This is a genomic window from Achromobacter marplatensis (assembly GCF_002209535.1).
Lineage (GTDB): Bacteria > Pseudomonadota > Gammaproteobacteria > Burkholderiales > Burkholderiaceae_B > Achromobacter > Achromobacter marplatensis.
Genome location: NZ_NJIG01000002.1, coordinates 99,962 through 126,693, shown reverse-complemented (window position 1 = coordinate 126,693; position 26,732 = coordinate 99,962). Strand labels below are relative to the sequence as shown.

Annotated in this window: 22 protein-coding genes; 15 read left to right on the top strand and 7 right to left on the bottom strand. The window is 66.3% G+C overall.

The window, feature by feature from the left end; all coding sequences use genetic code 11:
* The first annotated feature begins 7 nt into the window (after positions 1–7).
* Both CEY09_RS04115 and CEY09_RS04110 read left to right on the top strand, forming a co-directional pair.
* Positions 8–868, top strand: a complete 861-nt coding sequence (locus CEY09_RS04115; RefSeq protein ID WP_088587687.1) for a MaoC/PaaZ C-terminal domain-containing protein — start codon at positions 8–10, stop codon at positions 866–868.
* Positions 865–2,100, top strand: coding sequence for a CaiB/BaiF CoA transferase family protein (locus CEY09_RS04110; protein ID WP_088587686.1), 1,236 nt, complete (start codon positions 865–867; stop codon positions 2,098–2,100). The genes CEY09_RS04115 and CEY09_RS04110 overlap by 4 nt, the downstream gene beginning before the upstream one ends.
* A 172-nt stretch (positions 2,101–2,272) precedes the next feature.
* Here CEY09_RS04110 and CEY09_RS04105 read toward each other — a convergent pair whose 3' ends face one another.
* Positions 2,273–3,796 (bottom strand): fumarate hydratase, encoded by a 1,524-nt coding sequence (locus tag CEY09_RS04105; protein ID WP_088587685.1) that lies wholly within the window; start codon positions 3,794–3,796, stop codon positions 2,273–2,275.
* Between the two features lie 79 nt (positions 3,797–3,875).
* On the bottom strand, positions 3,876–4,643 hold the full coding sequence (locus CEY09_RS04100) for a crotonase/enoyl-CoA hydratase family protein (RefSeq protein WP_088587684.1): 768 nt from the start codon (positions 4,641–4,643) through the stop codon (positions 3,876–3,878).
* 334 nt (positions 4,644–4,977) lie between these two features.
* Between CEY09_RS04100 and glyQ the strand changes: the two genes are divergently transcribed.
* The 8 genes from glyQ to def all read left to right on the top strand — a co-directional run bounded on the left by glyQ (position 4,978) and on the right by def (position 12,589).
* Positions 4,978–5,889 carry a glycine--tRNA ligase subunit alpha gene (glyQ, locus tag CEY09_RS04095; protein WP_006226339.1) on the top strand — a complete coding sequence of 304 codons (912 nt, stop codon included), beginning with the start codon at positions 4,978–4,980 and terminating at the stop codon, positions 5,887–5,889.
* Positions 5,890–8,028 carry a glycine--tRNA ligase subunit beta gene (gene glyS, locus CEY09_RS04090; RefSeq protein ID WP_088587682.1) on the top strand — a complete coding sequence of 713 codons (2,139 nt, stop codon included), beginning with the start codon at positions 5,890–5,892 and terminating at the stop codon, positions 8,026–8,028.
* Positions 8,025–8,564, top strand: a complete 540-nt coding sequence (gene gmhB / locus CEY09_RS04085) for a D-glycero-beta-D-manno-heptose 1,7-bisphosphate 7-phosphatase (RefSeq protein ID WP_088587681.1) — start codon at positions 8,025–8,027, stop codon at positions 8,562–8,564. The genes glyS and gmhB overlap by 4 nt, the downstream gene beginning before the upstream one ends.
* A 4-nt stretch (positions 8,565–8,568) precedes the next feature.
* Positions 8,569–9,297 (top strand): lysophospholipid acyltransferase family protein, encoded by a 729-nt coding sequence (locus tag CEY09_RS04080; RefSeq protein WP_088587680.1) that lies wholly within the window; start codon positions 8,569–8,571, stop codon positions 9,295–9,297.
* Positions 9,284–10,294: a M48 family metallopeptidase gene (locus tag CEY09_RS04075; RefSeq protein ID WP_175216754.1), complete on the top strand. Its 1,011-nt coding sequence runs from the start codon at positions 9,284–9,286 to the stop codon at positions 10,292–10,294. Before CEY09_RS04080 ends, CEY09_RS04075 begins: the two co-directional genes overlap by 14 nt.
* 20 nt (positions 10,295–10,314) lie before the next feature.
* A complete protein-coding gene (locus tag CEY09_RS04070) occupies positions 10,315–11,457 on the top strand; it encodes a 2-aminoethylphosphonate--pyruvate transaminase (protein WP_088587679.1) in 1,143 nt (380 codons plus the stop codon).
* A gap of 11 nt (positions 11,458–11,468) precedes the next feature.
* Positions 11,469–11,864: a lactoylglutathione lyase gene (gene gloA, locus CEY09_RS04065; protein ID WP_006226333.1), complete on the top strand. Its 396-nt coding sequence runs from the start codon at positions 11,469–11,471 to the stop codon at positions 11,862–11,864.
* Positions 11,865–12,055: 191 nt separating this feature from the next.
* On the top strand, positions 12,056–12,589 hold the full coding sequence (def, locus tag CEY09_RS04060) for a peptide deformylase (RefSeq protein WP_088587678.1): 534 nt from the start codon (positions 12,056–12,058) through the stop codon (positions 12,587–12,589).
* Here the strand turns inward: def and CEY09_RS04055 are convergent.
* On the bottom strand, positions 12,586–14,892 hold the full coding sequence (locus CEY09_RS04055; RefSeq protein WP_088587677.1) for an acyl-CoA dehydrogenase: 2,307 nt from the start codon (positions 14,890–14,892) through the stop codon (positions 12,586–12,588). The two genes, def and CEY09_RS04055, sit on opposite strands and share 4 nt — an antisense overlap.
* A 147-nt stretch (positions 14,893–15,039) precedes the next feature.
* Here CEY09_RS04055 and CEY09_RS04050 point away from each other — a divergent pair, with 147 nt between their 5' ends.
* Entirely contained in the window at positions 15,040–16,269 is a 1,230-nt protein-coding gene (locus tag CEY09_RS04050; RefSeq protein WP_088587676.1) for a nucleoside recognition domain-containing protein, read from the top strand.
* Between the two features lie 37 nt (positions 16,270–16,306).
* On the opposite strand, the gene pyk is transcribed toward CEY09_RS04050, so the two are convergent.
* The gene (pyk, locus tag CEY09_RS04045) at positions 16,307–17,749 is read right to left on the bottom strand and encodes a pyruvate kinase (RefSeq protein WP_006226329.1); all 1,443 of its coding nucleotides are present in this window, start codon (positions 17,747–17,749) and stop codon (positions 16,307–16,309) included.
* A gap of 105 nt (positions 17,750–17,854) precedes the next feature.
* On the opposite strand from pyk, the gene CEY09_RS04040 reads away from it, so the two are divergent.
* Entirely contained in the window at positions 17,855–18,997 is a 1,143-nt protein-coding gene (locus CEY09_RS04040; RefSeq protein WP_088587675.1) for a glycerate kinase, read from the top strand.
* Between the two features lie 103 nt (positions 18,998–19,100).
* Here CEY09_RS04040 and rsmA read toward each other — a convergent pair whose 3' ends face one another.
* From rsmA to CEY09_RS04025, 3 genes are read right to left on the bottom strand one after another with little or no spacing between them, the layout of a single operon-like run.
* Complete coding sequence (gene rsmA / locus CEY09_RS04035; protein ID WP_088587674.1) at positions 19,101–19,892, bottom strand: 16S rRNA (adenine(1518)-N(6)/adenine(1519)-N(6))-dimethyltransferase RsmA; 792 nt, start codon at positions 19,890–19,892, stop codon at positions 19,101–19,103.
* 18 nt (positions 19,893–19,910) lie between these two features.
* Entirely contained in the window at positions 19,911–21,491 is a 1,581-nt protein-coding gene (locus CEY09_RS04030; RefSeq protein WP_088587673.1) for a peptidylprolyl isomerase, read from the bottom strand.
* A complete protein-coding gene (locus CEY09_RS04025) occupies positions 21,488–23,893 on the bottom strand; it encodes an LPS-assembly protein LptD (RefSeq protein WP_088587672.1) in 2,406 nt (801 codons plus the stop codon). Before CEY09_RS04025 ends, CEY09_RS04030 begins: the two co-directional genes overlap by 4 nt.
* 169 nt (positions 23,894–24,062) lie before the next feature.
* Here CEY09_RS04025 and CEY09_RS04020 point away from each other — a divergent pair, with 169 nt between their 5' ends.
* From CEY09_RS04020 to CEY09_RS04010, 3 genes are all read left to right on the top strand, one after another.
* Entirely contained in the window at positions 24,063–25,103 is a 1,041-nt protein-coding gene (locus tag CEY09_RS04020) for an aminoglycoside phosphotransferase family protein (RefSeq protein WP_088587671.1), read from the top strand.
* Positions 25,103–25,789 carry an N-acetylmuramate alpha-1-phosphate uridylyltransferase MurU gene (gene murU, locus CEY09_RS04015; protein ID WP_088587670.1) on the top strand — a complete coding sequence of 229 codons (687 nt, stop codon included), beginning with the start codon at positions 25,103–25,105 and terminating at the stop codon, positions 25,787–25,789. The genes CEY09_RS04020 and murU overlap by 1 nt, the downstream gene beginning before the upstream one ends.
* Before the next feature lie 146 nt (positions 25,790–25,935).
* On the top strand, positions 25,936–26,634 hold the full coding sequence (locus CEY09_RS04010; protein ID WP_088587669.1) for a DUF6776 family protein: 699 nt from the start codon (positions 25,936–25,938) through the stop codon (positions 26,632–26,634).
* The last annotated feature ends 98 nt before the right edge of the window (positions 26,635–26,732 follow it).

Genomic DNA, 26,732 nt, shown 5'->3' with positions numbered 1-26,732 from the left:
GACCGCCATGCCCCTGGATTACGCGACCGTAAAGAACTGGCGTTTTGACGAGGTGCGTCAGCGCTACGAGCAGAAAGACACCATGCTGTATGCGCTGGGCATCGGCCTGGGCCAAGACCCCGAAGACGCCGGCCAGCTGCGCTACGTGTACGAAAAGGACTTGCAGGCCTTCCCCACGATGAGCGTGGTGCTGGGCTACCCCGGCTTCTGGGTGCAAGACCCGCGCGCCGGCATCGACTGGGTGAAGGTGGTGCACGGCGAGCAGCGCCTGACCGTGCACGCGCCATTGCCGACATCGGGCGTGGTCATCGGAAAAAGCCGCAACACGCATGTGATCGACAAGGGCGCGGACAAGGGCGCCATCATCATCACCGAGCGCACCTTGCACGACGAAAGCGGCGCCTGCCTGGCCACCTTGCGGCAAAGCACGTTCTGCCGCGGCGACGGCGGCTTCGGCCAGGGCGACGACAGCCCCGAAGCCCTGCCCGCCGTGCCCGGCGGCAAACCGGACCTGCAGTGCGAACTGCGCGTTCCGCCCAGCGCCGCGCTGCTGTACCGTTTGAACGCCGACCGCAATCCGCTGCATGCCGACCCCGACGTCGCGCATCAGGCGGGTTATCCACGGCCGATCCTGCACGGCCTGTGCTCGTATGGCGTGGCGGCGCACGCCATCGTCAAAAGCTGCTGCGATTACGACGCGTCGCGGCTGACCAGCCTGAACACGCGGTTCTCGGCGCCCGTATATCCCGGCGAGACCCTGCAATGCGACATCTGGCGCATGCCTGACGGACAGATCCGCTTTCAGGTGCGGTCGCGCGAACGCGATCTTGTGGTCATGAGCCACGGCACCGCGACGGTGCAATCATGACGCGCCCGCCCGCGCTTGACGGCATCCGCGTGCTGGACTTGTCGCGCATCCTGGCCGGCCCCTGGTGCACGCAGAACCTGGCCGATCTGGGCGCCGACGTCATCAAGATCGAACGCCCCCATGTCGGCGACGACACGCGCGCCTGGGGTCCGCCGTATCTGAAGGACGGCGACGGCCAGGACACCAGCGAATCCGCCTACTACCTGAGCGCCAACCGCAACAAGCGTTCGGTCGAAGCCGACATGGCCACGCCCGAGGGCGCGGCGCTGATCCGCGAACTGGCCGCGGCAAGCGACATCCTGGTCGAGAACTTCAAGGTGGGCGGCCTGGCCAAGTACGGCCTGGACTACGACAGCCTGAAGGCCATCAATCCGCGCCTGATCTACTGCTCGGTCACGGGCTTCGGCCAGGACGGCCCGTTTGCCCAACGCCCCGGCTACGACTTCATGATCCAGGGCATGGGCGGGCTGATGAGCATCACCGGCGAACGCGACGACCTGCCTGGCGGCGGGCCGCAGAAAGCCGGTGTGGCGGTGACGGACATCGTCACCGGCATGTACGCGACGGTCGCGATCCTGGCGGCCTTGCAGGAACGCCATCGCAGCGGCCTGGGGCAGCATCTGGACATCGCCCTGCTGGACAGCCATGTGGCGCTGCTGGCCAATCAGAATTCCAACTACTTCAACTCCGGGGTCGCGCCCACGCGCGCCGGCAACGCGCATCAGAACGTGGTGCCTTATCAGGTATTCGCCGCCAGCGACGGCCACCTGATCGTGGCCACCGGCAACGAATCGCAGTACCGCGCGTATTGCCGCGCGATCGGCGCGCCGGAACTGGGCGACGACCCGCGCTTTGCCACCAACCGGCTGCGCGTCACCAACCGCGAAACGCTGATCGGCATCCTGACGGCGATCATGCTGGAAGGCCGCCGCGACGACTGGATCGCCAGGCTGGAAGCGGTGGGGGTGCCGTGCGGCCCCATCAACAACATCGCGCAGGCGTTCGCGCATCCGCAGGCGCAGGCCCGGCAGTTGCGGCGAGACCTGCCGCATCCGGCCGGCGGCACGGCGCCCGTCACAGCCAGCCCGCTGCGGTTTTCGGCGTCGCCCGTCGTGTATCGGCGCGCGCCGCCCATGCTGGGCGAGCACACCGAGGAAGTGCTGCGCGACGTGCTGGGCAAGTCGGCCGACGCCATCGCAGCTTTCAAGGCGGCCACCGCGAAGCCCGTTTAGGATGGCGGGCACGCTACGGATGCCATTGCGTGCGCGTGAGCAGCGTCACGCATGACGCGTACGTGAAGATGGGCGTCGGCGCGGCGCGCAATGTGTTGCAGGTGTTGCAGGCCGGCTAGCCCCAAAAAAAAACGGCCGCTGATTCAGCGGCCGCTTTCATGTGACGCGTAGCTTACGCCACCGCAACCGGGATCTTGCCGATCTTGGCCTGCCATTCCTTCGGGCCGGTCGTGTGGACCGAGGTGCCCTGGGCGTCCACCGCCACGGTCACCGGCATGTCCTTCACGTCGAACTCGTAGATGGCTTCCATGCCCAGGTCAGCAAAGCCCAGCACCTTGGCGCCGCGGATGGCCTTGGACACCAGGTAGGCAGCGCCGCCGACGGCCATCAGGTAGGCCGAGCCGTGCTTCTTGATCGCCTCGATGGCGACCGGGCCGCGTTCCGACTTGCCGATCATGGAGATCAGGCCGGTCTTCTCCAGCATCATGTCGGTGAACTTGTCCATGCGCGTCGCGGTCGTGGGGCCAGCGGGGCCGACCACTTCGTCGCCCACCGGATCCACCGGGCCCACGTAATAGATCACGCGGTTGGTGAAGTCCACGGGCAGCGGCTCTCCCTTGGCCAGCATGTCCTGGATGCGCTTGTGCGCGGCATCGCGGCCAGTCAACATCTTGCCCGACAGCAGCAGCGTCTGGCCCGGCTTCCAGCTGGCGACTTCTTCCTTCGTCAGCGTGTTCAGGTCGACTTGCTTGGACTTGTTGTAGTCGGGAGCCCAGTGCACTTCCGGCCATTCCGACAGCGACGGCGGATCCAGGCGCGCAGGGCCCGAGCCGTCAAGTTCGAAATGCGCGTGGCGCGTGGCGGCGCAGTTCGGGATCATCGCGACGGGCTTGGAAGCCGCGTGCGTCGGGAAGGTGCTGATCTTGACGTCCAGCACGGTCGTCAGGCCGCCCAGGCCCTGCGCGCCGATACCCAGCGCGTTGACCTTTTCGTACAGTTCGATGCGCAGCTCTTCCAGCTTGTTCTGCGGGCCGCGAGCCAGCAGTTCGTACATGTCGATGTCTTCCATCAACGACTGCTTGGCCATCAACATGGCTTTTTCGGCGGTGCCGCCGACGCCGATGCCCAGCATGCCCGGGGGGCACCAGCCGGCGCCCATCGTCGGGACGGTCTTGAGCACCCAGTCCACCAGCGAATCGCTGGGGTTCAGCATGGCGAACTTGGTCTTGTTTTCGGAGCCGCCGCCCTTCGAAGCGATTTGCACGTCGACCTTGTCGCCCTGGACAAGTTCAACGTGCAGGATACAGGGCGTGTTGTCGCGCGTGTTCTTGCGCGCGAACAGCGGATCGTCCAGCACGGAAGCGCGCAGCGGATTGTCCGGATTCAGGTAGCCGCGGCGCACGCCTTCGTCACAGAGTTCCTGCAGGGTGCGCTTGGTGTCAAAGCGCACGCTCATGCCGATCTTCAGGAAGACGTTGACGATGCCGGTGTCCTGGCACAGCGGGCGCTTGCCTTCGGCGCACATGCGCGAATTGGTCAGGATCTGCGCCATCGCGTCGCGCGCGGCGGGGCTTTCCTCGCGCTCGTAGGCGCGCGCCAAGTGGCGGATGTAGTCGACGGGGTGGTAATAGCTGATGAACTGGATGCCATCGGCTATCGACTGGATCAAGTCTTCTTCTTTAATGATGACGGACATGGCGATTTACGAGCTGGAGAAAAATGAATGTCAAAACGCGGCCGGCGGGGCCGGCCGCGCGCGATAGGTACAACGTATTTTATTTGCCTTGCCAGACCGGCTTGCGCTTCTCGGCGAAAGCGGTGGCGCCTTCCTTGGCGTCGGCGGACGAGAAAATGTGCGCGATCAGCGGACGCTGGCGGTCGAACATGCCTTCCTGCTCCCAGTCGCCGGACTGCGACACGATGCTCTTGGCGGTCTGCACGGCCAACGGGCCGTTCTCGACGATGGCGCGCGCCAGTTCCAGCGCGCCGGCCAGCGCGCCGCCCGGTTCCGTCAGACGGTTGACCAGGCCGAACGAGTAGGCGCGCTCGGCGCTCAGCATCTCGCCCGTCAGGATCACTTCCATGGCGATGTGGTACGGCAGGCGGCGCGGCAGGCGCAGCATGCCGCCGGCGCCGGCCACCAGGCCGCGCTTGACCTCCGGCAGGCCGAACTTGGCGTTGCTGGCGGCCACGATCAGGTCGGAGGCCAGGGCCATTTCACAACCGCCGGCCAGCGCATAGCCTTCGACGGCCGCGATCAGCGGTTTCTTGGGCGGCTTTTCGTTCAAGCCGGCAAAACCACGGCCTTCCACGTAGGGGCGCTGGCCCGATTTGGCAAATGCCTTCAAGTCCATGCCCGACGAGAACGTGCCGCCGCCACCCGTCAGGATGCCGATGCGGATGTCGTCGCGGCTGTCCAGCTGGTCCAGCGCGGCGGCCATGGCTTGGGCGGTTTCCAGGTTGATGGCGTTCTTGGCTTCCGGGCGGTTGATCGTGATGATCTGGATGCCGTCGGTAACTTCCACCGTGATCAGGTCTGACATGGGACTGCTCCTTCCAGGAATTCTCGGAATCCCGGGGTGTCGTCGGGTTCCGGGTTTTATATAAGACTTGAGGCTCAACCTGGAATCATACGATCATTGGTTTGCGGGCGCAGCCGACGCGGGCCAGGGCGTCCGCCAGCAGCACACCCGCGGGGCGCCCGCCCCCCCTGGCGCCCCCTCGGCCACATCCCCGCTGCCCCGGAGGGCGTCCAAAAGACGTAGATGTAACTGCCCAACGGCCATCGGGAAACAGGACAGGCCCGGGCCAGTTAAAATGCCGGGTTTCCCACGCCCAAGGCAAGCCTTGCCCGGCGAGTCGAATTCCAAGAATCCTATGCTCACCTTTCAGCAAATCATCCTTACGCTCCAGGAATACTGGGACAAGCAGGGTTGCGCCCTGCTGCAACCCTACGACATGGAAGTCGGCGCCGGCACTTCGCATACGGCCACATTCCTGCGCGCGATCGGCCCGGAGCCGTGGCGCGCCGCGTATGTGCAGCCTTCGCGCCGCCCCAAGGATGGCCGCTACGGCGAGAACCCCAACCGCCTGCAGCACTATTACCAATATCAGGTCGTGCTGAAGCCGGCGCCCCCGGAAATCCTGGACCTCTACATCGGTTCGCTTAAGGCGCTGGGCATCGACCCGACGCAGCACGACATCCGCTTCGTCGAAGACGACTGGGAAAATCCGACGCTGGGCGCCTGGGGCCTGGGCTGGGAAGTCTGGCTGAACGGCATGGAGGTCACGCAATTCACCTATTTCCAGCAAGTGGGCGGCCTGGACTGCACGCCAACCACGGGTGAAATCACCTACGGCCTGGAACGCCTGGCCATGTACCTGCAGGACGTGCAAAGCGTGTACGACCTGGTCTGGACCGAAGGCGCCAACGGCAACCGCGTGCTGTACCGCGACGTGTTCCACCAGAACGAGGTGGAGCAATCCACCTACAACTTCGAACACTCGTCGGCCGACATGCTGTTTGCGCACTTCAATGACTACGAAACCGAAGCCAAGCGCCTGATGGACGTGCCCCTGGCGCTGCCGGCCTACGAGGCCGCGCTGAAAGCCGCGCACACCTTCAACATGCTGGACGCGCGGGGCGCGATCAGCGTGACTGAGCGCGCCGCCTACATTGGCCGCATCCGCAACCTGTCGCGCGCCGTCGCCCAGGCTTACTACGATTCCCGCGAACGACTGGGCTTTCCCATGCTGGCCCGCACCAAGGCCGCCGGGGAGGCTGCATAAATGACGACGAACATCCGCCCGCTGCTGGTCGAACTGCTGACCGAAGAACTGCCGCCCAAGGCTCTGCAAAAGCTGGGTCAGGCCTTTGCCGAAGGCGTGCGCGCCACGCTCGCGCGCCATGGCCTCTTGGCTGACGGCTGCGCCGTGACTGCGTATTCCACGCCGCGCCGCCTGGCCGTGCACCTGTCCGCCGTGCTGGCGCAGGCGCCCGACCAGCCCTACGCCGAAAAGCTGATGCCGGTGAAGATCGGCCTGACCGAAGACGGCCGCGCCACCCCGGCGCTGCAAAAGAAGCTGGCCGCCAAGGGCCTGGAAAACATCGATCTGTCCACGCTGGACCGCGAATCCGATGGCAAGCAGGACTACCTGGTTGCCCGCGGCACCGCCCCCGGCGCGCAACTGGCCGTGGGTTTGCAGGAAGGCTTGGACACCGCGCTGAACAACCTGCCTATCCCCAAGGTCATGCGTTACCAATTGGCCGACGGCGTCACGTCCGTCAAGTTCGTGCGCCCGGCGCACGGTCTCGTCGCCCTGTTCGGCGCCGACGTGGTGCCGGTGTCCGCGCTGGGCCTTACCGCCGGCCGTGACACGCTGGGCCACCGTTTCATGAGCACGGGCCCGGTGTCGTTCGCCGACGCAGACTCCTACGCCTCCACCCTGGCAGAAAAGGGCCGCGTCGTGGCGTCCTTCGAAGGCCGCCGCGACGAAATCCAGCGTCAATTGCTGGACCATGCCGGCCGCCTGTCGGCCACCCTGGGCGATGACCCGGAAGTGGCTGCGCTGCTGGACGAAGTGACGGCGCTGGTCGAACACCCCACCGTCTACGTGGGCCAGTTCGAAGAGCAGTTCCTGCAAGTGCCGCAGGAATGCCTGATCCTGACCATGCGGCTGAACCAGAAGTACTTCCCGCTGTTCGACCCGGCCACCGGCCGCCTGACGCACCGCTTCCTGATCGTGAGCAACATGCACACGGACAATCCGGTGAACATCGTCGAAGGCAACCAGCGCGTGGTGCGCCCGCGCCTGGCCGATGCGCAGTTCTTCTTCGAAACCGACCGCAAGACGCCGCTTGCCGCGCGCGTCGAACAACTGGGCTCGATCGTCTATCACAACAAGCTGGGCACCCAGCTTGAGCGCGTCGAACGCGTGCGCGCCATCGCCCGCGGCGTGGCAGGCCTTCTGGGCGGCGACGTATCGGCGGCCGACCGGGCCGCCATGCTGGCCAAGGCCGACCTGGGTTCGAACATGGTGGGCGAATTCCCTGAACTGCAAGGCATCATGGGCGCGTACTACGCCGCCGGCGACGGTGAGCCCGCCAGCGTCGTCGAAGCGCTGCGCACCCAGTACCGCAACCGCTACGACACGCCGGTCACCCAAGACACGCTGACCGCCGCCACGCTCTTCATCGCCGAACGCGTGGAAACGCTGGTCGGCATCTGGGCCATCGGTCTGGCGCCCACGGGCGAACGCGACCCCTTCGGCCTGCGCCGCGCCGCGCTGGGGCTTATCAGCGCCTTCGAACAACTGGCCGCCGGCGGCTGGCTGAAGATCAGCGAAGACGGCCCGCTGTCTCTCGATGGCCTGCTGGACCTGGCCGCGGGCACGTTCCCCGCCGGCAAGATACCGGCCGACACGCTGGCTGAAGTCCGCACCTTCATCTACGAGCGCTACCGCAACCAGTTGATCAATGACTTCGACCGCAACGCGGTGGAAGCCGTGATCGCGCTGACGCCGCCGCTGCATCAGGTGGCCGAGCGCGTGCGCGCCGCCGCCGCCTTCGCGCAACTGCCCGAAGCCGCCAGCCTGGCCGCCGCCAACAAGCGCATCGGCAACCTGTTGAAGAAGGCCGAAGGCGACATCGGCGCGGTCAACAACGCGGCGCTGGTGGAACCCGCCGAAAAGGCCCTGGCTGCCGCGGTCGCCGCCCTGCGCCCGCAGGCCGAGGCCCAACTGGCCGCCGGCGACTTCGCCGGCAGCCTGTCCACGCTGGCCCAGGCCCGCGAACCGGTGGACGCGTTCTTTGCCGACGTCATGGTCATGGCCGAAGACCCGGCCGTGCGCGCCAACCGGCTGGCTCTCTTGAGCCAGCTGCATGGCCTGATGAACCAGGTGGCCGACATTTCCAGGCTGGCACAGTGAAACTGATCATCCTCGACCGCGACGGCGTCATCAATCAGGACAGCGATGCGTTCGTCAAGAATCCCGACGAATGGATCGCCCTGCCGGGCAGCCTTCAAGCGATCGCCCGACTGACGCAGGCGAATTGGAAGGTGGTGGTCGCCACCAACCAGTCCGGCCTGGCGCGCGGCCTGTTCGACATGGACACGCTGACCGCCATCCATACCAAGATGCGGCGCGAGCTGGCCGCAGTCGGCGGCAGCATCGATGCCGTGTTCCTGTGCCCGCACGGTCCGGATGACAACTGCACCTGCCGCAAGCCGCGCCCCGGCATGTTTGAGCAGATCGGCCATCGCTACGACATCGACCTGACCGGCGTGCCGGCCGTGGGCGATTCGTTGCGTGACTTGCAGGCATCCTCGTCCGTCGGCTGCTCGCCCTGGCTGGTGCAGACCGGCAACGGCAAGAAGACGCTGGCCAAGGGCGGCCTGCCCGACAACACGCGCGTATGCGAAGACCTGTCGGCCGTAGCCGACGCCCTGCTTCAGGACAATTGATTCGATGGCCCGGCTACGCTCGCTGCTGTATTTCCTGTTCCTGGCCATCACGGTCATCCCCTACGCCTTCGCCTGCATCCTGTGGGCGCCGCTGCCGCTGCACTGGCGCTATAAGCTGACGGTGGGCTGGCCGCGCCTGGCCATCTGGGGCGCCAAGGTGTTCTGCGGCATCCGCTGGCAGGTCAAGGGTTGGGAAAACCTGCCCGACGGCCCCGCCGTCATCCTGTCCAAGCACCAATCGGCCTGGGAAACGCTGTTCTTCCCGGCCCACATGCCGCGCGAAGTCTGCTTCGTCTACAAGAAAGAACTGCACATGGTGCCGTTCTTCGGCTGGGGCCTGGCGCTACTGCGCATGATCGCCATTGACCGCGCCAAGGGCCGCGATGCCTTTGAGCAGGTGGTCAAGCAAGGCCAGACCCGCCTGGACGAAGGGCGCTGGCCCTTGCTGTTCCCCGAAGGCACGCGCGTGCCGCCGGGCAAGACGGCGCGTTTCAAGATGGGCGGCGCGCTGCTTGCGTCGCGCACCGGCGCGATGGTCATACCCGTGGCGCATAACGCCGGCGAGTGCTGGCGGCGCAACGCTTTCGTCAAATATCCCGGCATGGTCACCCTATCGATCGGTCCCGCGATAGAATCCAAGGGACTCTCCCCCGAAGAACTGAACCAAAAGGTCCAGGACTGGATCGAAGGGGAAATGCGGCGTCTCAACCCTGAAAGGTATGTCCAGCACTGATCAGCTCGAACTCCTGTTCGACGTGCAAGAAGACGACGCGCCCCAGGGCGCGTCGCCGCTGATCGCCACGCCGAAGCCGCCCGCCGCGCCCAGGCCTGCTGCGCCCCGGGCCACGCCCCCGCAGCCCGTCACCCCGAAGACGCTTTTCCCCGACACGCTGACCGACACCGCCCCCGCGGGCGAGCCGCTCTTGACGCTGTCACCCAACGCGTCCTCCCGCGTCCCCACCCCGTGCCCTGAACCGCTGCCCCCGGGCGCGCGCTGGCGCGAGGTGCCGACCGAACATCAGCCCATTGGTTTCGTGCTGCTGCGCTCGCGCCGCCGCAGCATCGGTTTCGTGATCACCGACGACGGCCTGCGCGTCACCGCGCCCAGCTGGGTCACGCTGGCGCAGATCGACGACGCGGTGCGTGAGAAAGCGCGCTGGATCCTTGCCAAGCTGCGCGAATGGCACGCCCGCAAGCAGCAACTGGCCATGGCGCATACGCGCTGGCAGCCGGGTGGCGAACTGCCCTACCTGGGCAAACGCATCCTGATCGGCGTGGGCGGCGACAGCCGACAGGCCCGCCTGTCCGGTGACGCGGAAGCGCCGCAGGACGGCGACACCCTCTGGCTGGCCCTGCCCTCCACGGCCGAGCAAAGCCGCATCCGCGACGCGGCGCAAGCCTGGTTGCAGCAGCGGGCCGGCGCCTGGTTCGGCGCGCGGCTGGCGCATTTCCTGCAGGTGAGCGGCCTGAAGATCCGCCGCTGGCGGCTGTCTTCCGCCGCCACGCGCTGGGGCTCGTGCACCAGCGACGGCAACATCATGCTGAACTGGCGGCTGATTCATTTCGCGCCCGCCATCATCGATTACGTGATCGCGCACGAGCTTGCCCACCTGCGCGAAATGAACCACAGTCAGGATTTCTGGCGTGAAGTGGGACAGATCCTGCCTGACTTCGAAGACGCCAAGAATATTCTGCGGCGCCACGACCCCGCTTCCCTGCCTCAATTCTGAGGCGACTTGGAGACACAAAAATGTTGCTGCTGATTCCGGGCCCGGTCACGACCGACGCGCGGGTGAAGGCCGCCATGGCGCAGGATTACGCGCCGTGGGACAACGATTTCCGCGAAACCTACCGCCAGGTGTGCGCGGGCGTGCTGGGCGTGGCCGAGGCCTCGCCCGACGAACACGCCGCGCTGGCGCTGCCCGGCTGCGGGCACTTCGCGGTGGAAGCCGCGATCCGCACCTTTATGCCGCCGGGCGGCCGCCTGCTGGCGCCGTCCACGGGGGCCTACGCGTCCCGCCTGCAGAAGCTGGCGGGCGAGGCCGGCCGGGTCGCCGTGCCCCTGCCCGTCGGTGCGACCGAACGGGTGGACCCGGTCGCCGTCGCCGCGGCGCTGGAACGGGACCCCACGCTGACGCACCTGGCGCTGGTCTACAGCGAAACCGGCAGCGGCATCTGCCATGACGTGCCCGAGCTGGCGCGTATCGCCCACGCGATGGGCCGCCGCGTCATCGTCGACGCCGTATCCGCGTTCGGCGCACTGCCGCTGAACCTTTCCGCCCTGCCCGCGGTCGACGCCGTGGTCCTGACCGCCAACAAATGCCTGGAAGGGCTGCCCGGCGCCGCCTTCGTGGTGGCGCGCATCGACCGCCTGGAAGCTGCGCGCGGCAACGCCGGCAGCTGGTCGCTGGACCTGGCCGATATCTACCAGCACACGCTGGTCCCCAATGCCGGCCCCCGTTTCACGCCGCCCGCGCCCACGCTGGCGGCGCTGGCCGTGGCGCTGGACCTGTACCGGCAGGAAGGCCGTGTCGCCCGTCTGGCGCGCTACACGGCGAACATGCGCACGCTATATGATGGCGTGATCGAGCTGGGCCTTGCGCCCAATCTGCCGCGCGACCTGCAGGGCCCCATCGTCGTCAACGTCTGCGCGCCGGACGCCCCAACCTGGAACCTGCAGCTGTTCGTCGACGCGCTCAAGGCCCGCGGCTACGTGCTCAGCAATTTCAGCAACACCGAACACCCCTCGTTCCGGGTCGGCTGCATCGGCGCTTTCGGCGCCGAACAGATGCGGCTTGCGGTCGACGCCATGGGCGGCGCACTGCGCGACATCGGCATCACTCGGGAAAGCGCCGGCGCTCCGCCGCGCTTCCCGCAACCCCTCATCGCTTAAGGAAGATATCCATGCGTATGCTCCACACCATGCTGCGAGTCGGCAACCTCGACAAATCCATCGATTTCTACACCAATGTGCTCGGCATGCGCGTCCTGCGCCGCAACGACTATCCGGAAGGCAAGTTCACGCTGGCCTTCGTGGGCTATCAGGACGAAACCGAAGGCGCGGTCATCGAGCTGACCCACAACTGGGACACCGAAAAATACGACCTGGGCAACGGCTACGGCCACATCGCCCTGGAAGTCGACAACGCCTACGAAGCCTGTGACAAGGTCAAGGAACGCGGCGGCAAGGTCACCCGCGAAGCCGGCCCGATGAAGCACGGCAAGACGGTCATCGCTTTCGTGGAAGATCCCGACGGCTACAAGATCGAGTTCATCCAGAAGAAAGGACGGCAGGACTAGAGCCCCCACGCCGCACGCGCTGCGCGCGCTTGCTGCCCCCCGAGGGGGCCCTTTCCCCTTGGGGCGGCCCGGCGGCCGAAAATTGCCCCCACGCCGCACGCGCTGCGCGCGCTTGCTGCCCCCCGAGGGGGCCCTTTCCCCTTGGGGCGGCCCGGCGGGGAAAGAACTACCGCGTAGAAGAGACATACATCATGATTCATCCCATCCTGAAAATGGGCGACCCGCGCCTGCTGCGCGTGGCGCCTCCGGTGGAGCATTTCGACACGCCCGAGCTGCACGCCCTGATCGACGACATGTTCGAAACCATGGCGGCCGCGCAAGGCGTGGGGCTGGCTGCGCCGCAGATCGGCGTGGACCTGCAGCTGGTGATCTTCGGCTTCGACCGCAACGAACGCTACCCCGATGCGCCCCCGGTGCCGCAAACCATCCTGTGCAATCCCGTCATCACGCCCTTGTCGGACGAGATGGAAGACGGCTGGGAGGGCTGCCTGTCGGTGCCAGGGCTGCGCGGGCAGGTGCCGCGCTATCGCCACATCCGCTACAGCGGGCGCGACCCCTACGGCCAGTTGATCGAGCGTGAAGCCGAAGGCTTTCACGCCCGCGTGGTGCAGCATGAATGCGACCACCTGATCGGCCGCCTGTATCCGTCGCGCATCCAGGATTTCTCGAAGTTCGGCTTCACCGAAATCCTGTTTCCGGGCATGGACCCGAACGCCGACGACTAACCGCCCGGGTTCGGATGCGCCGCAGCAGGCGCATCTGCTGCGGTTGCCGCCTGCGGCGACAAGTCTTCCGGCGCGAAATCATCCACCTGCAAGACCTGCGACACCAGAGCCTCCGCCGCTTCCAGCTGCGCGGCCTGCGTGTCGGTGATCGCGCCGCGCTGATGCGCTTCGCGCCAGTCGCGCACGCCGGATTGCCGCAGGCGGTCGCGGATTGGCTGCACGGCATCCACCAGCGCGAACGCGCGAGTCAGCTCGCCCAACGGGTCGCCGCCCGCCCGGCCACCTCCCAGCAGCACGCCCGTCGCCGGGGGATTGCCCGGTTCCCGCTGCAGGTCGGCCGCCAGCCGCACATGCGTGGGAGACGGCTTCAAGAGCAGCTCGGCGCACTCCCGCGTCAAAGCGTCATTCGGCCCCCTGGCCAGGCGCAGCGGCAGAATGGCTGCACGCAGCCCCCAGGCCAGCACCCGCCCCGGCAGGTTGCGCAGCACCTGATCCAGGCTTTTCTCGATGCTGGCGTAGCCTTGCTCCATGCACCAATGCACCAGCGGCAGGTCGTCGTGCTTGCGCCCTTCGTCCTCCCAGCGCTTGAGCACCGCCGACAGCAGATACAGCTCGGACAGGATGTCGCCCAACCGCGCCGAAATCATTTCGCGCCGCTTCAACCCGCCGCCCAGTTGCGCCAGGGTGGCGTCCGCCAGCAGCGCGAAGCCAGACGAATAACGCCCCAGCCGCCGGTAATGGCCGGCGGTCGGGCCGGATACCGGCGACGGTGCCAGCACCGCGCCCGTCCAGGCGCGGCCGATGGCGCGCAGCGTGTTCTTGCCGGCATGTCGCAGGTGACGCCAGAACACGTCGTGGAAGACCTCGATGCCGCGTTCTTCGTCCGGGTTGGCCAGCGCCAGCATCTCCGGCATCAGATAGGGGTGGGCGCGGATGGCGCCCTGGCCGAAGATGATCAGGTTACGCGTCAGGATGTTGGCGCCTTCGACCGTGATGGCGATGGGCACCGCGCGGTACAGCCCGCCCAGGTAATTGCTGGGCCCGTCGATGACGGCGCGGCCGGCGTGCACGTCCATCGCGGCATTGACCGAGCCGCGCATGCGCTCGGTCGCGTGGTATTTCATGATGCCCGACACCACCGCCGGCTTCACGTCCTGGTTCAACGCGGCGCAGGTCAGGCGCCGGGCGGCCTCCACCATATAGGCATTGCCCGCCAGCTGGGCCAGTTGTTCCTGCACGCCTTCGAACTTGCCCACGGGGATGCCGAACTGCTCTCGCACCCGGGCATACATGCCCGTCGTGTGCGCGCACATGACGGCTGCGGCCGCCGACAGCGAAGGCAGCGAGATACCGCGCCCCGCCGCCAGGGCGCTCATCAGCATCTTCCAGCCCTGGCCCGCGCGGGCCTCGCCCCCGATCAGCGCGTCCAGCGGCACGAACACGTCGCGCCCCTTGTTGGGGCCGTTCTGGAACACCTGCATCGCGGGCAGGTGGCGCCGCCCGATCTCGACACCCGGCGCCTCGGTGGGCACCAGCGCCACCGAAATGCCGATGTCCTTGGGTCCGCCCAGGATGCCGTCGGGGTCGGACATCTTGAAAGCCAGGCCCAGCACCGTGGCGACCGGCCCCAGGGTGATGTAGCGCTTGTGCCAGTTCAGCCGGATGCCGATCAGTTCACGGCCGTCCACCACCTGGCGGCAGACGACGCCGGTGTCCACCATGGATGCGGCATCCGAGCCCGCCTCGGGGCTTGTCAGGCCAAAGCAAGGCACTTCGCGGCCGTCGGCCAGGCGCGGCAACCAGTAGTCGCGCTGCGCCGGCGTACCGAATTGCATCAGCAGTTCGCCCGGGCCCAATGAATTCGGCACCATGACCGTCACGCCCGCCGTCACGGAATACGCCGAAATCCGCCGCACGACTTCGGAATGCGCATAGGGCGAAAAACCCAGCCCGCCATAGCGCCGCGGAATGATCATGCCGAAGAAGCGCTGCGCCTTCAGGAACGCCCAGACCTCCGGCGGCAGGTCGCGCCGGCGCCAGGTGATGTCCCATTCGTCCAGCATGGCGCATAGCTGGGCTACGGGGCCATCGATGAAGGCCTGTTCTTCGCGGGTCAATGTGGCGGCAGGCACGTCCAGCAGCTTGCGCCAGTCGGGGTTGCCCGTGAACAGGTCCGCATCCCACCAGGTGTCTCCGGCCTCGATGGCCTCGCGCTCGGTTGCAGACATGGGCGGCAGGGCGTTGCGCGCCCAGCGATACGCAGGTTCCGAGATGCGGCGCCGGCGCCAGGCATTGAAGTCCATGAGTGTCCCTCACTGTTATGGCCCTAGGGCGTATCGGGCCAAAGTACCAGAATTGGCGGCGGGCGGCCAAGCTGGAGCGTGCCGACTCTGCGACAATGAGCGTCGCCGCGCTGGTGCGCAATCAACCGCTATCCGGGCACATTCCGCATGCTGAACAAACTCTGGCTGGGCTTTTTCCTGACTGCCGCAGCCGCCGCCCTGTACCGCTGGCTGGCCGTCGGCGACCCCGATGTCTTCCGGCTCATGGTGGCCAGCCTGTTCGACATGGCGCGCGTATCCGTCGAAGTCATGGTGCTTCTGTTCGGCACGCTGACGCTGTGGCTGGGATTCCTGCGCATCGCCGAAGGCGCCGGGATGGTGGAAAAACTGGCCCGGCTGCTGGGGCCGCTGTTCGCACGCCTGATGCCGGGGGTGCCGCGTAACCACCCCGCCATTGGCCTGATCACGCTGAACTTCGCCGCCAACGGCCTGGGGTTGGACAACGCAGCCACGCCAATCGGCCTGCGCGCCATGCGGGAACTGCAATCGCTGAACCCCACGCCGGAAACCGCCAGCAACGCGCAGATCCTCTTCCTGGTGCTGAACGCCTCGTCGCTGACCCTGCTGCCGGTCACGCTTTTCATGTTCCGTGCGCAACAGGGTGCCGCGGACCCGACGCTGGTGTTCCTGCCCATCCTGCTGGCCACCAGCGCATCCACGCTCGCGGGCTTCCTGGCGGTCGCCGCCTGCCAGCGGCTGCGCCTGACGGACCCGGTCGTGATGTTGTGGCTGGGCGGCGCGGCGCTGATCATGGGCGGCTTCATGGCGCTGCTGGCCAGCATGTCGGCCGCTGCCATCGCCACGCTGTCGTCGCTGCTGGGCAACCTGACGCTCTTCGGCATCCTGCTGGCATTCCTGATCGCGGGCGCCTGGAAGAAGGTGCCGGTCTACGAGGCCTTCATCGAAGGCGCCAAGGAAGGCTTCGATATCGCCAAGAGCCTGCTGCCCTACCTGGTGGCGATGTTGTGCGCCGTAGGCGTGCTGCGGGCCTCGGGCGCATTGGACTTCCTGCTGGACGGCATCCGCTGGCTGGCGCAATACGCGGGCTGGGACACGCGTTTCGTCGACGCCCTGCCCACCGCGCTGGTCAAGCCGTTCTCGGGCAGCGCGGCACGCGCCATGATGCTGGAAACCATGACGCACCACGGCGTGGACAGTTTCCCCGCGCTGCTGGCCGCGGTGGTGCAAGGCAGCACCGAGACCACCTTCTACGTGCTGGCGGTGTATTTCGGATCGGTGGGGATATTGCGCGCGCGCCACGCGGTGGGCTGCGCGCTGATCGCCGACCTGGCCGGGGTGCTGGCTGCGATCGGCGTGTGCTACTGGTTCTTCGGCTGAGCGCGGCAGCGGGGCTTGGCGCCCCGCATGCGCCGCCTTAGTCCACCAGCAGGATCTTCATGCCGTTGGTGCCGCCGCTGTCGCGGTAGAAGTCGCCCTTGGTCAGGATGACCCAATCGCCCGTCTTCACCAGGTTGCGCTTGCGCAATTCATCGATGGCGGCGTTGCTGAGGTCGGCCGGTTCGTAGTCCGACGGCGCGAACGGCACGGTGTAGACGCCGCGGAACATCGCCACGCGGTTCTGCGTGAGGCTATGCGGGCTGTAGCAGTAGATCGGCACGCCGGAACGGATGCGCGACATGATCAACGGCGTGTGGCCGCTTTCCGTCAACGCGATGACCGCCTTCACACCCGGGAAGTGGTTGGCCGCATACATGGCCGCCAACGCGATGGTCTCGTCGCAGCGCGTGAAGGTCTCGCCCACCCGGTGATGCGATTTCGTCGTGGTCGGGTGCTTTTCGGCGCCCAGGCACACGCGCGCCATCGCCTGCACGGCTTCCACCGGATACTGGCCGGATGCGCTTTCGGCCGACAGCATGACGGCGTCCGTGTAGTCCAGCACCGCATTGGCCACGTCCGACACTTCGGCGCGCGTGGGCATGGGGCTGGAGATCATCGACTCCATCATCTGCGTGGCCGTGATCACGACCTTGTTCAGCGTGCGCGCGTGCTGGATGATGCGCTTCTGGATGCCCACCAGTTCGGCATCGCCCACTTCCACGCCCAGGTCGCCGCGCGCCACCATCACGCCGTCGCTGGCGCGGATCAGGGCGTCCAGTGCTTCGTCATCGGCCACCGCTTCGGCGCGCTCGATCTTCGCGATGATCCACGCCTGGCTGCCGGCCTCGGCCAGCAAGGTGCGCGCTTCGTCGATGTCGCTGCCATAACGCGGGAACGACACGGCCACATAGTCCAGCTCCATTTCGGCCGCGAGCTTGATGTCAACGCGGTCCTTATCGGTCAGGCTGGGCGCGGACAAGCCGCCGCCGCGGCGGTTGATGCCCTTGTTGTTCGACAGCGGTCCGCCCACGGTCACGGTCGTGTGGACCTCGTCGCCTTCGACGCGGTCCACCACCAGCACGACGCGGCCGTCGTCCAGCAGCAGTTCGTCGCCGACGCGGCAGTCCGTCACGAGCTCCGGGTAATCGATGCCCACGATGCTGGCGTTGCCGGCTTCCTTGGGATGCACGCGCGACAGCGTGAACGGTTGGCCGACCTGCAGTTGCACCAGCTTGTCCGTGAAGCGCGCGATGCGGATCTTGGGGCCTTGCAGGTCGCCCATGATGGCGACGAAGCGTCCTTGCTTGGCAGCGATTTCGCGCACCAGCCGGGCGCGTTCGCGGTGGTCGTCCGCGCTGCCGTGCGAGAAGTTCAGGCGGGCCACATCCAGGCCGGCGCGGATCAATGCATCAATGCGTTCGGGCGACGAAGTCGAAGGGCCCAGGGTGGCGACAATTTTGGTGCGGCGCAATACAGGCATGACGGTCCACTCTCGCGAAAACAACGAAAGCGTTATGGTACGCCGCCTGCGTCCGCACGGGTATCATGGTCATCACACCACCCTACAACCAGGCCAATCAAACCCGTGAAAATCGTTATCGCTCCCGACTCTTTCAAAGAAAGCGTTTCCGCGCCCGATGCGGCGGCAGCCATTGCGCGCGGCGTCAAAGCCGCCAGCCCCGGCGCCCACACCGTATGCGTACCAATGGCCGATGGCGGCGAAGGCACGGTCGAAGCCGTGCTGGCCGCCACCGGCGGCCAGGAGCGGCAACTGACCGTCAACGACGCGCTGGGCCATAAGGTCGATGCGGTCTGGGGTTTGCTGGAAGACGGCACCGCCGTCATCGAGATGGCGGCGGCAGCCGGCCTGGAACTGATCGCGCCGTCCAAGCGTGACCCGATGCGCGCCAGCAGCCATGGCGTGGGCGAACTGATGCTGGCCGCCATCAACGCGGGCGCCACGCGCATCATCCTGGGGCTGGGGGGCTCAGCCACCAACGACGCCGGCGCCGGCATGCTGACGGCGTTGGGCGTTCGCTTCATGGACGCGGAAGGCCACAGCCTGCCGCCGGGCGGCGGCTCGTTGGGCAAGCTGGCCCGCATCGACACGCGTGGGCTGGACCCGCGCCTGGCCGGCATCCGCATCGACATCGCCTCCGACGTCGACAACCCGCTGTGCGGCCCGCAGGGCGCCTCGCACATCTTCGGGCCGCAAAAAGGCGCCACGCCGGAACAGGTACTGGCGCTGGATCAGATGCTGACGAATTTCGCCGACGTCTGCGCGCAGCACCTGGGCGCGGACCATCGCAACGAACCCGGCGCCGGCGCCGCCGGCGGTCTTGGATTTGCCGCCAAGGCGTTCCTGCAAGCGCACTTCCGGCCGGGCGTCGAGATCGTGGCGGAACTGGGCGGGCTGGCGCGAGCCATCGAAGGCGCCACGCTGGTGTTCACCGGCGAAGGCCGCATGGACGCGCAGACGTTGCGCGGCAAGACGCCGGCAGGCGTGGCCCGGATCGCGCAGCAGGCGGGCGTGCCGGTGGTCGCACTGGCGGGCTCGCTGGGCGACGGCTACGAAGCGCTGCATACCTGCGGCATCAGCGCCGCATTCAGTCTGGCCCCCGGTCCCATCACGCTGCAACAGGCGCTGGCCGATGCGGAGAAACTGCTTGCCGATCGCGCGCGCGATGTAATGCTGCTGTGGATGGCGGCGCAAAAGCGCATGCTGTGATTGGCGAACGCGCGCAACCCATCGGACGGCATACCGGTTCGACTCACGTTCCGCCCCAACGAAAAAGCCCGCATCAGCGGGCTTTTTCGTTGAGGGTTGCGGCTCAAGCGGACTGCAATATGCCCGCTTCCACCAGCGCATCCGACAGGCGGATGTAGCGGTCCACCGAGATGTCTTCCGCACGCGCCGTGGGAGCGATATCCAGGGCTTCCCAAGGTACCTGCGGCGCCCAGTCAGCCAACACGCGACGCAGCATCTTGCGGCGCTGCGAGAAGGCGCGCGCCACCACGGTTTCAAAGGCCCGCGTACTGACCGGACGCAGCCGGTCCGCAGGCAGCGGCACCATGCGCACGATGGCCGACACGACCTTGGGCGGCGGGTCGAACGCTTCCGGCGGCACATCGAACAGCTTGTGCATCCGGTAGCGCGATTGCAGCATCACGGACAAGCGGCTGAAATCGCCCGAACCGGGCTGCGCCACCATGCGGTCGATCACTTCGCGCTGCAGCATGAAATGCTGGTCGCGGATGTGGTCGGCCCACTCCATCAGATGAAACAGCAACGGGCTGGAGATGTTGTAAGGCAGATTGCCCACGACACGCAGTGCGTTGCCGAACTGTGAAAAATCCACCGTCAGCGCGTCGGCTTCGACCACCGTCAGGCGGCTTGCCTCGAACTGCTTGCGCAGGCGGGCGGCCAGATCGCGATCGATCTCGACCGCGGTCAGGTGGTCCAAGCGCTCGAGCAGCGGTCGGGTAAGCGCAGACAAACCCGGGCCGATCTCGACCACGGCATCGTCACGGGCAGGGGCAACCGCCCGGACGATGGACTCGACGACGCTTTCGTCGGTCAGGAAGTTCTGGCCAAAGCGCTTGCGCGCCTGGTGTTGAGACATGAAAAGCCCGTAATGCGTTTAGCGGTTGTTCTGCTGGATCTTCTGCTGCTTTTCAAGACGGTTGTCGACGTACGCTTGCGCGCGCAACTGGTCGAGCCAATCTTCGAAAGCAGGCTGGGCACGGCGCTCGAACAAAATCTGGCGCGCCTTCATGCGGGCCATTTCGTCGGTAACGTCATGCTGGCGGCGCTCTTCGACCTGGATCAAGTGCCAACCGAAAGGCGACTGGATCGGGACGCTGATTTCTCCCGGCTTCAGGGCGTTCATGGCGGCTTCAAACGGCGGCACGGTTTCACCCGGGTTCAGCCACCCCAGTTCGCCGCCTTGCGGCGCGCTCGAGTCCTGCGAATACTGGCGCGCCATGTCTTCGAACTTCGCATCGCCGGCCACCAGGCGCTGACGCACCTGCTCCAGGCGTTGGCGCGCGGTTTCGTCGCTCATCACGGTGGACGTCTTGATCAGGATGTGGCGTGCGCGGGTCTGCATGACTTCCGTCGGGCCTTGCGGCGCGGCGGCGGCCTGCGGCGGACGCGCCGCGGGCTGCGGGGCCTGTGCAGGCGCCGGGGCGCGCGCCGTGCGGCTGGGAGCCGGTTGCGCCGTGCCGCGGTCCATCACCTTGATGATGTGGAAACCGTTGCCGCTCTGGATCAGGTTCGTCACCTCGCCCTTCTGCAGATTGCTGATGGCCTTGACGAACAGGTCGGGCCAGCCGTCCAACGGACGCACGCCCATGACGCCGCCTTGCAAGGCTTCGGGGCCGTCCGAGGCCGCCGCCGCCAGGCTGGCGAAATCATCGCCGCGCTTGGCGCGCGCCAGAATGCCTTCGGCCTTCTTGCGCAACGCGGCAAGCTGTTCGGACGACGAGCCTTCCGGCACGCGGACCAGGATCTGCGCCAAGGCGTAAAGCATCGGGCCGGACGGTGCCGCAGCCTGTTCGGGCGCGGGTTCCGGTTGAGCCTGCGGCTGCGGCTGGGCTTGCGGTGCCGCGCCGAACGCCGGATTGCGGCGCTGGTCCTTCAGGAAGGCATCGACTTCGGTATCGGAAATGACGATGGTGGAATCCACCGCGCGCTGGCGCAGGCGATCCGTACGGATCTCATCGCGCAGCGACTTGCGGTAGGCATCCCACGTCGTGCCCGATTTTTCAATTTCGCCGCGCAGTTGCGCCACGCTGATCTTGTTGCGCCCGGCAATGGTCTGGATGGCCTGATCGACCTGGGCTTCATCCACGCGGATGCCAAGGCGATCAGCTTCATGGCGCTGCACGCGCTCCATGATCAAGCGCTGCAAGACCTGGTGCTGCAAGGTCTGGTCGTCGGGCACCTGGATGCCCCGCGACTTCAGTTCACCGGAAATGCGAAGCGAAGCATCGCGCAATTCGCGCAACGTGATCACATCCTTGTCGACCACGGCCGCGATGCCATCGACGAACTGCTCGCCCTTCGCTGCGGGAGCCGCAGCCTGCGGAGCGGCCTTGGCGCCATTGCTTGCGGCCCGGCCAGTCTGCTCGGCCGCATGCGCGGCGGGCAGGCCGGCGCAAAGGGCCAGCAACAGCGCGCTGCCGGACAGGCGGCGCAAAGAGTGCAACCTACGCATCATTCATACCTTTCAAATGTGGTCCCAGCCGGCACGGGCGGTGTAATGCTGGTGTAGCCGGGGATACTTCTGTTCAGCAGGTTCATCGGATCGGTGCCCAGGGAACCCAGGCCCGTCAGCTCAAGCTGGAAGAACACTGCGGAGTTGGCGTCCGTAGCCGATACGGCATAGCGCTGGTAGACCACGCGGCCCACCCAGCAGCAATCGCCTTTGTACTCCAGACCCGCAATAGCCTGCGTCACGCGAGGCGATTCCGTGGTGTTGGCCACCGTGCTGGACGGCCCGGAGCGCAGGGAGTAATCCACCCGACCAACACCGTACCAGCGCTTGGTGAAGGGCCATTGCAGCGCGAGGCTGACCTGATTCTGGCCCTGCGGCTGGTACGAAACCCCGGTCTGGGGGTCGCGCTGATAACGGTAGGACACGGCCACCGTCGTCAGGCGCTGCGGCGACCAGCGCGCGCTAATCAACCCGCGCGACCACTGGTTTTCATACGGGTTGTACTGGGCCGCCACGTCAGTGCTGAGCGTGTCGGTCAGTGCGGCGCTGGCGCCCACGAGGAAGTCGGAGCGCACGTTTTCACGCGGCGTTTCGCCCGGAAGCGTGACCTGTTGGTCTTCGAAATACAGTCGTTGCGCCACGGCCAGCGACATGCGCTCGAAGCCGGTGTTGGCGTCCAGCCAACGCGTCGTCAGCGCTGCAGTCAGCTGGTTGGCGTTGGAAATACGGTCCCAGCCGCCCGTGTAGATGTTCTCTTCAAAGGCCTGCGAAAAGCTGAAATCCGACAGCGACGTATCGTAGACCGGCAGCTTGGACTGATCGCGGTAAGGCACGCGCAGGTAGTACAGGCGCGGCTCCAGGGTCTGCGTGGACGCCTTGCCGAACAATGTGGTGTCGCGTTCGAAGATCAGGCCCGCATCCAGGGACATGATCGGCACGGTGCGCGATTGCGTCGACGGATAGCCAAAAGACGTGCCCGCGCTGGACGTGCCCGAATTCAGGCCCAACCAGTCTCTGCCATACCAATTGGTCTGGTACTGGGTATAGTTCACGCCTGCCTTCGGGATGATGAACCAGCCCGGCCGCACGATCGGATAGGACACGGTGGGATAGGACTGCAGGCGATCGCCTTCCGGGCCGCTGCGGCGGCCTGCCACCATGGGCACCTGGAAGCGCACCGCCGTCGATGTCCAGTCCACGTCGAAGCCGCCCCAATCATAGCGGGCACCGCGCAGGTAGAGCTCGGGCACCTTGTCGTAAGGTGGCACCAGCGGAGCGTCTGGATCTTGCAAGGTCTGGTATTTGTAGACCTGTGCGTACGTGCTCCAGTACGTCGAGGACCAGCCTACCCGCGCACGCTGCGGCAGGTAGGTGGTGGACGCCTGGTTCAGGCCCAGTTGGGAAATGTCCCGGAAATAGTTGTCGTCGGACACCTTGGCAACGTCCCAGTCCGCATAGAAACCATGCGAGAACTGCTGCTGATGACGCCACCAGTACATCCAGCGGTCTTCGCTGGTGATGTTGTCATTCGGCAGATAGGTGCCGTCCAGCGTGCCCGAATAGCCGGCCCCCAGATAGCGGAATTCGCCACCCAGCTGCATGCCGCGCTTGGAGAAGTAGCGCGGCTGTATCGTCGCGTCGTAGTTGGGCGCCAGGTTCAGGTAGTAGGGCAGCGAGAAATCGAAACCGCCTTGGCTGGTCGTACCGTAGGTCGGCATCAGGAAACCCGACTTGCGTTCCTTCTTGACCGGAAAGGTCATGTAGGGCGACGCCAGAATCGGCACATCCTTGAAATACAGCACGCCATTGCGCGCCACGCCTTCGTTCTCGTCGAAGTCGATATCGACCGTGTTGGCCTTGATGTACCAGGACGGCGTCTCGCACGAGCAGCCGCTGTACGTGACGGTATGCAGCCGCATCTGCGACTTGCTGAAGATGTCTGCGTGCTCGGCCACGGCAAACCCGCCGGTGGCCCCCATCCAGAAGTTGGGCTTCTCGACTTCGCCCGAATACTTGTCGACGTTGAACTTGGCGTTCGGACCGGTCACCAGCGTGCCGTCGCGCATCATGCGCGCGCTGCCCTGCACGTCGACTTCGCCCGTATCCTTGCGGTAATTGATGCGGTCGCCCTTGATGATGCCGTCGATGCGGCGCACTTGCGCGCTACCGGTCAAGGTCAGGTCGGAATCAGGATCGCCCTCGATGCTGTCCGCTTCCATGTAGGCGGGAATGCTGCCATCGGGCAAGCGATGCACCCGCAAACCGGGGGACGTGCGCAGCACGGGGGCCGCGGGCGACGTGGTAGCGGATGATGCGGCGGAAGCCGGACCCTGGCTACCTTGGGCCTGAACGGCCCCGGCGGCGACGCTGACAGCAGAGAGGATCAACCACCGAACCTTGCGCACGAGTGAAAACAGCCCTTTTTTGACGATGGGGGAACCTGGCACGGGCGCCACGGAAGGGCCAATGCGAACGGAAACGAGCCGGTATTATAGAGAAGCCGCGCCATACGCCCAGCCTTATGTGCGCCGAACGCAAATTTCAGCAATATTGCCTTTCTGACACGGATCTTCCTTGAAAAACGATCACGACCCCCGCCTGGCACAGATCCGCAACTGGCTGGAAAGCCTGCCCGCCGACCTGGATCTGGCCGTGGACACGCTGCGCCCGGCCTCTGCCGACGCCAGTTTCCGCCGGTATTTCAGGCTGGACGCCGGTAAGCGCACCCTGATTGTCATGGACGCGCCCCCGGCCCATGAAGACTGCCGCCCCTTTCTGCACGTGGGGCAATTGCTGGCCGACGCCGGCCTGAACGTGCCCAAAGTGCTGGCTCAGGACCTGGACCTGGGCCTGCTGCTGCTCTCCGACCTGGGCGAACAGACCTATTACCAGCGCATCCAGGACGGCCTGTCCGACAGCCAGCTCCAGACGCTCTACCGCGAGGCGCTGGCCGCCCTGGTCCAGCTGCAGAAGGCGTCCACCGCCGGACTGGCGTCCTATGACTCGGCCCGCCTGGCCGACGAGCTCAAGCTGTTTCCCGAGTGGTACGTGCAAAAGCACCACGGCGTGACGCTGGACGACAAGACGGCGAACGCCCTGGAAAAGATCTTCGCGCTGCTGTCAGCCAGCAATGGCGGCCAGGCGCAAGTGCTGGTGCACCGCGACTTCCATTCCCCCAACCTCATGGTCTGCGATCAGCCGCAATACGGCCCCAACCCGGGCATCATCGACTTCCAGGACGCCTTGGCCGGCCCGATCACCTATGACCTCGCGTCCCTGGTAACCGACGCCCGCACCACGTGGGAAGAGCCGCAGCAGCTGGACTGGGCCATCCGCTATTGGGAAATGGCGCGCGTCGCCGGGTTGCCGGTAGAGGCCGATTTCGCCGATTTCCACCGCGCCTACGAATGGATGGGCCTGCAGCGCAACCTGCGCATCCTGGGCGTGTTCGCACGCCTGAACCACCGCGACGGCAAGGCGCACTACCTGGCCCACATGCCGCGCGTGAACGGCTACGTACGCCAGGTCGTCCAGCGCTATGGCGTCTTCACCCCCCTGCTGCGCCTGCTGGACAAGCTGGACGACCGCCAGGTCAGCGTCGGGTACACGTTCTGATGCAAGCCATGATTCTTGCCGCGGGCCGCGGCGAACGCATGCGCCCGCTGACCGACAAGCTTCCCAAGCCCCTGCTGGCGGTCGGCGGCAAGCCTCTGATCGTCTGGCACCTGGAGCGCCTGGCTGCGGCCGGCATCCGCGACGTCGTCATCAACCACGCCTGGCTCGGCCACGAGATCGAGCGCGCGTTGGGCGATGGCGGCGCCTTCGGCGTGCGGATCCGCTATTCGGCGGAAGGCACCGCGCTGGAGACGGCCGGCGGCATCGCCCAGGCGCTTCCACTGCTGGGAGACGCGCCCTTTCTGGTGATGAACGGGGACGTCTGGTGCGACTGGGACCCCGCGGCGGCCCCTGGCCTGGCCGCCAGCCTGCCCGACGGCGGAGCCTGGCTGCTGATGGTGGACAACCCCGCCCAGCACCCCAACGGCGATTTCCGGCTGGCGCCCGACGGCAGCCTGCACGCCCAGGGGGAACCGCGTTTGACCTATGCAGGCATCGCCGTCTACCATCCCTCGTTGTTCGCGGATGTCCCGCGCGGCACGGCCATGCCCATGCTGCCCCTTTTTCGGCAGGCCATGGCCCAGGGCCTGGCGCGCGGCGCTCACCATACCGGCCGATGGACTGATGTCGGCACCCCTGAACGGCTTGCCGACCTGGACGCCGAGCTCCACGCAGCGGCGCGTTGACGCTCACATATTTCACAATATCAAGGTGCGCAACCAGGATTTTCCGCGCACCCATCGCCCCCGGCTAACGGGGTATTCTCTGACGCTTTGGCACGCGCGGGCACCGCGCGGACGAGCAACACACAGGAAGTTTTCTAGGAATGGGGATGTTTGGAAGATCGCAACGGGCCGTGTTCAAGCCCTCCGTATACCAACCCGGTCAACGCACGCGACGCCTGCCGCGCTGGCTCGTCCTGCTGCTTGTGGGGATTGCCCTGGGTGCGGGCGGCGTGCTCTTCCTGCAAACCAACTATGGCCCGCAACGCCTGACGGTGGAGCAGTCCGAGTCGCTGCATAGCGAACTGAGCGCCTCCAACCTGGAACGCCAGCGCCTGCAGACGCAACTGGACGAAGCCACCCAGCAGCGCGACGCCAACAAGTCGGGCCACGAAAAGCTGACCTCCGATCTGGCCGACGCGCGCAGCAAGATCGAAACCATGAACAAGGAACTGGTGCTGTTCCAGGACGCCATGCCGCCCGATCCGCGCGGCGGCAACCTGGGCATCCGCTCGGCCACCTTCAAGCGCGCCCCCGGCCAGCTGGACTACCAGGTGCTGGTCATGCGCGAAGAGCGCACCGGCGCCCCCTTCAAGGGCACGCTCACGTTCTCCATCGACGGCAGCTACCCCAACGGCCGCGCCGCCACCGTCACGCCGGAAGGCCCGGCGCTGAACGTGGACCGTTACGACTACGCACTGGGTCAGTTGAAACTGCCCGACGGCTTCACCCCCAAGGTGGTGGTGCTGCGCGTGATGGACGGCGGCCAGAAGCAGCAGGCGATGCGCATCTATTACGTGCGCAACTGACGCCCAGGACTCCGCCCGCGAAGACCCGCCCTGATCCGGCGGGTTTTTTTTCGCCCTGCGCAAGTAGTTGCGTGCACAACCTTTTCGGGAATATAGTT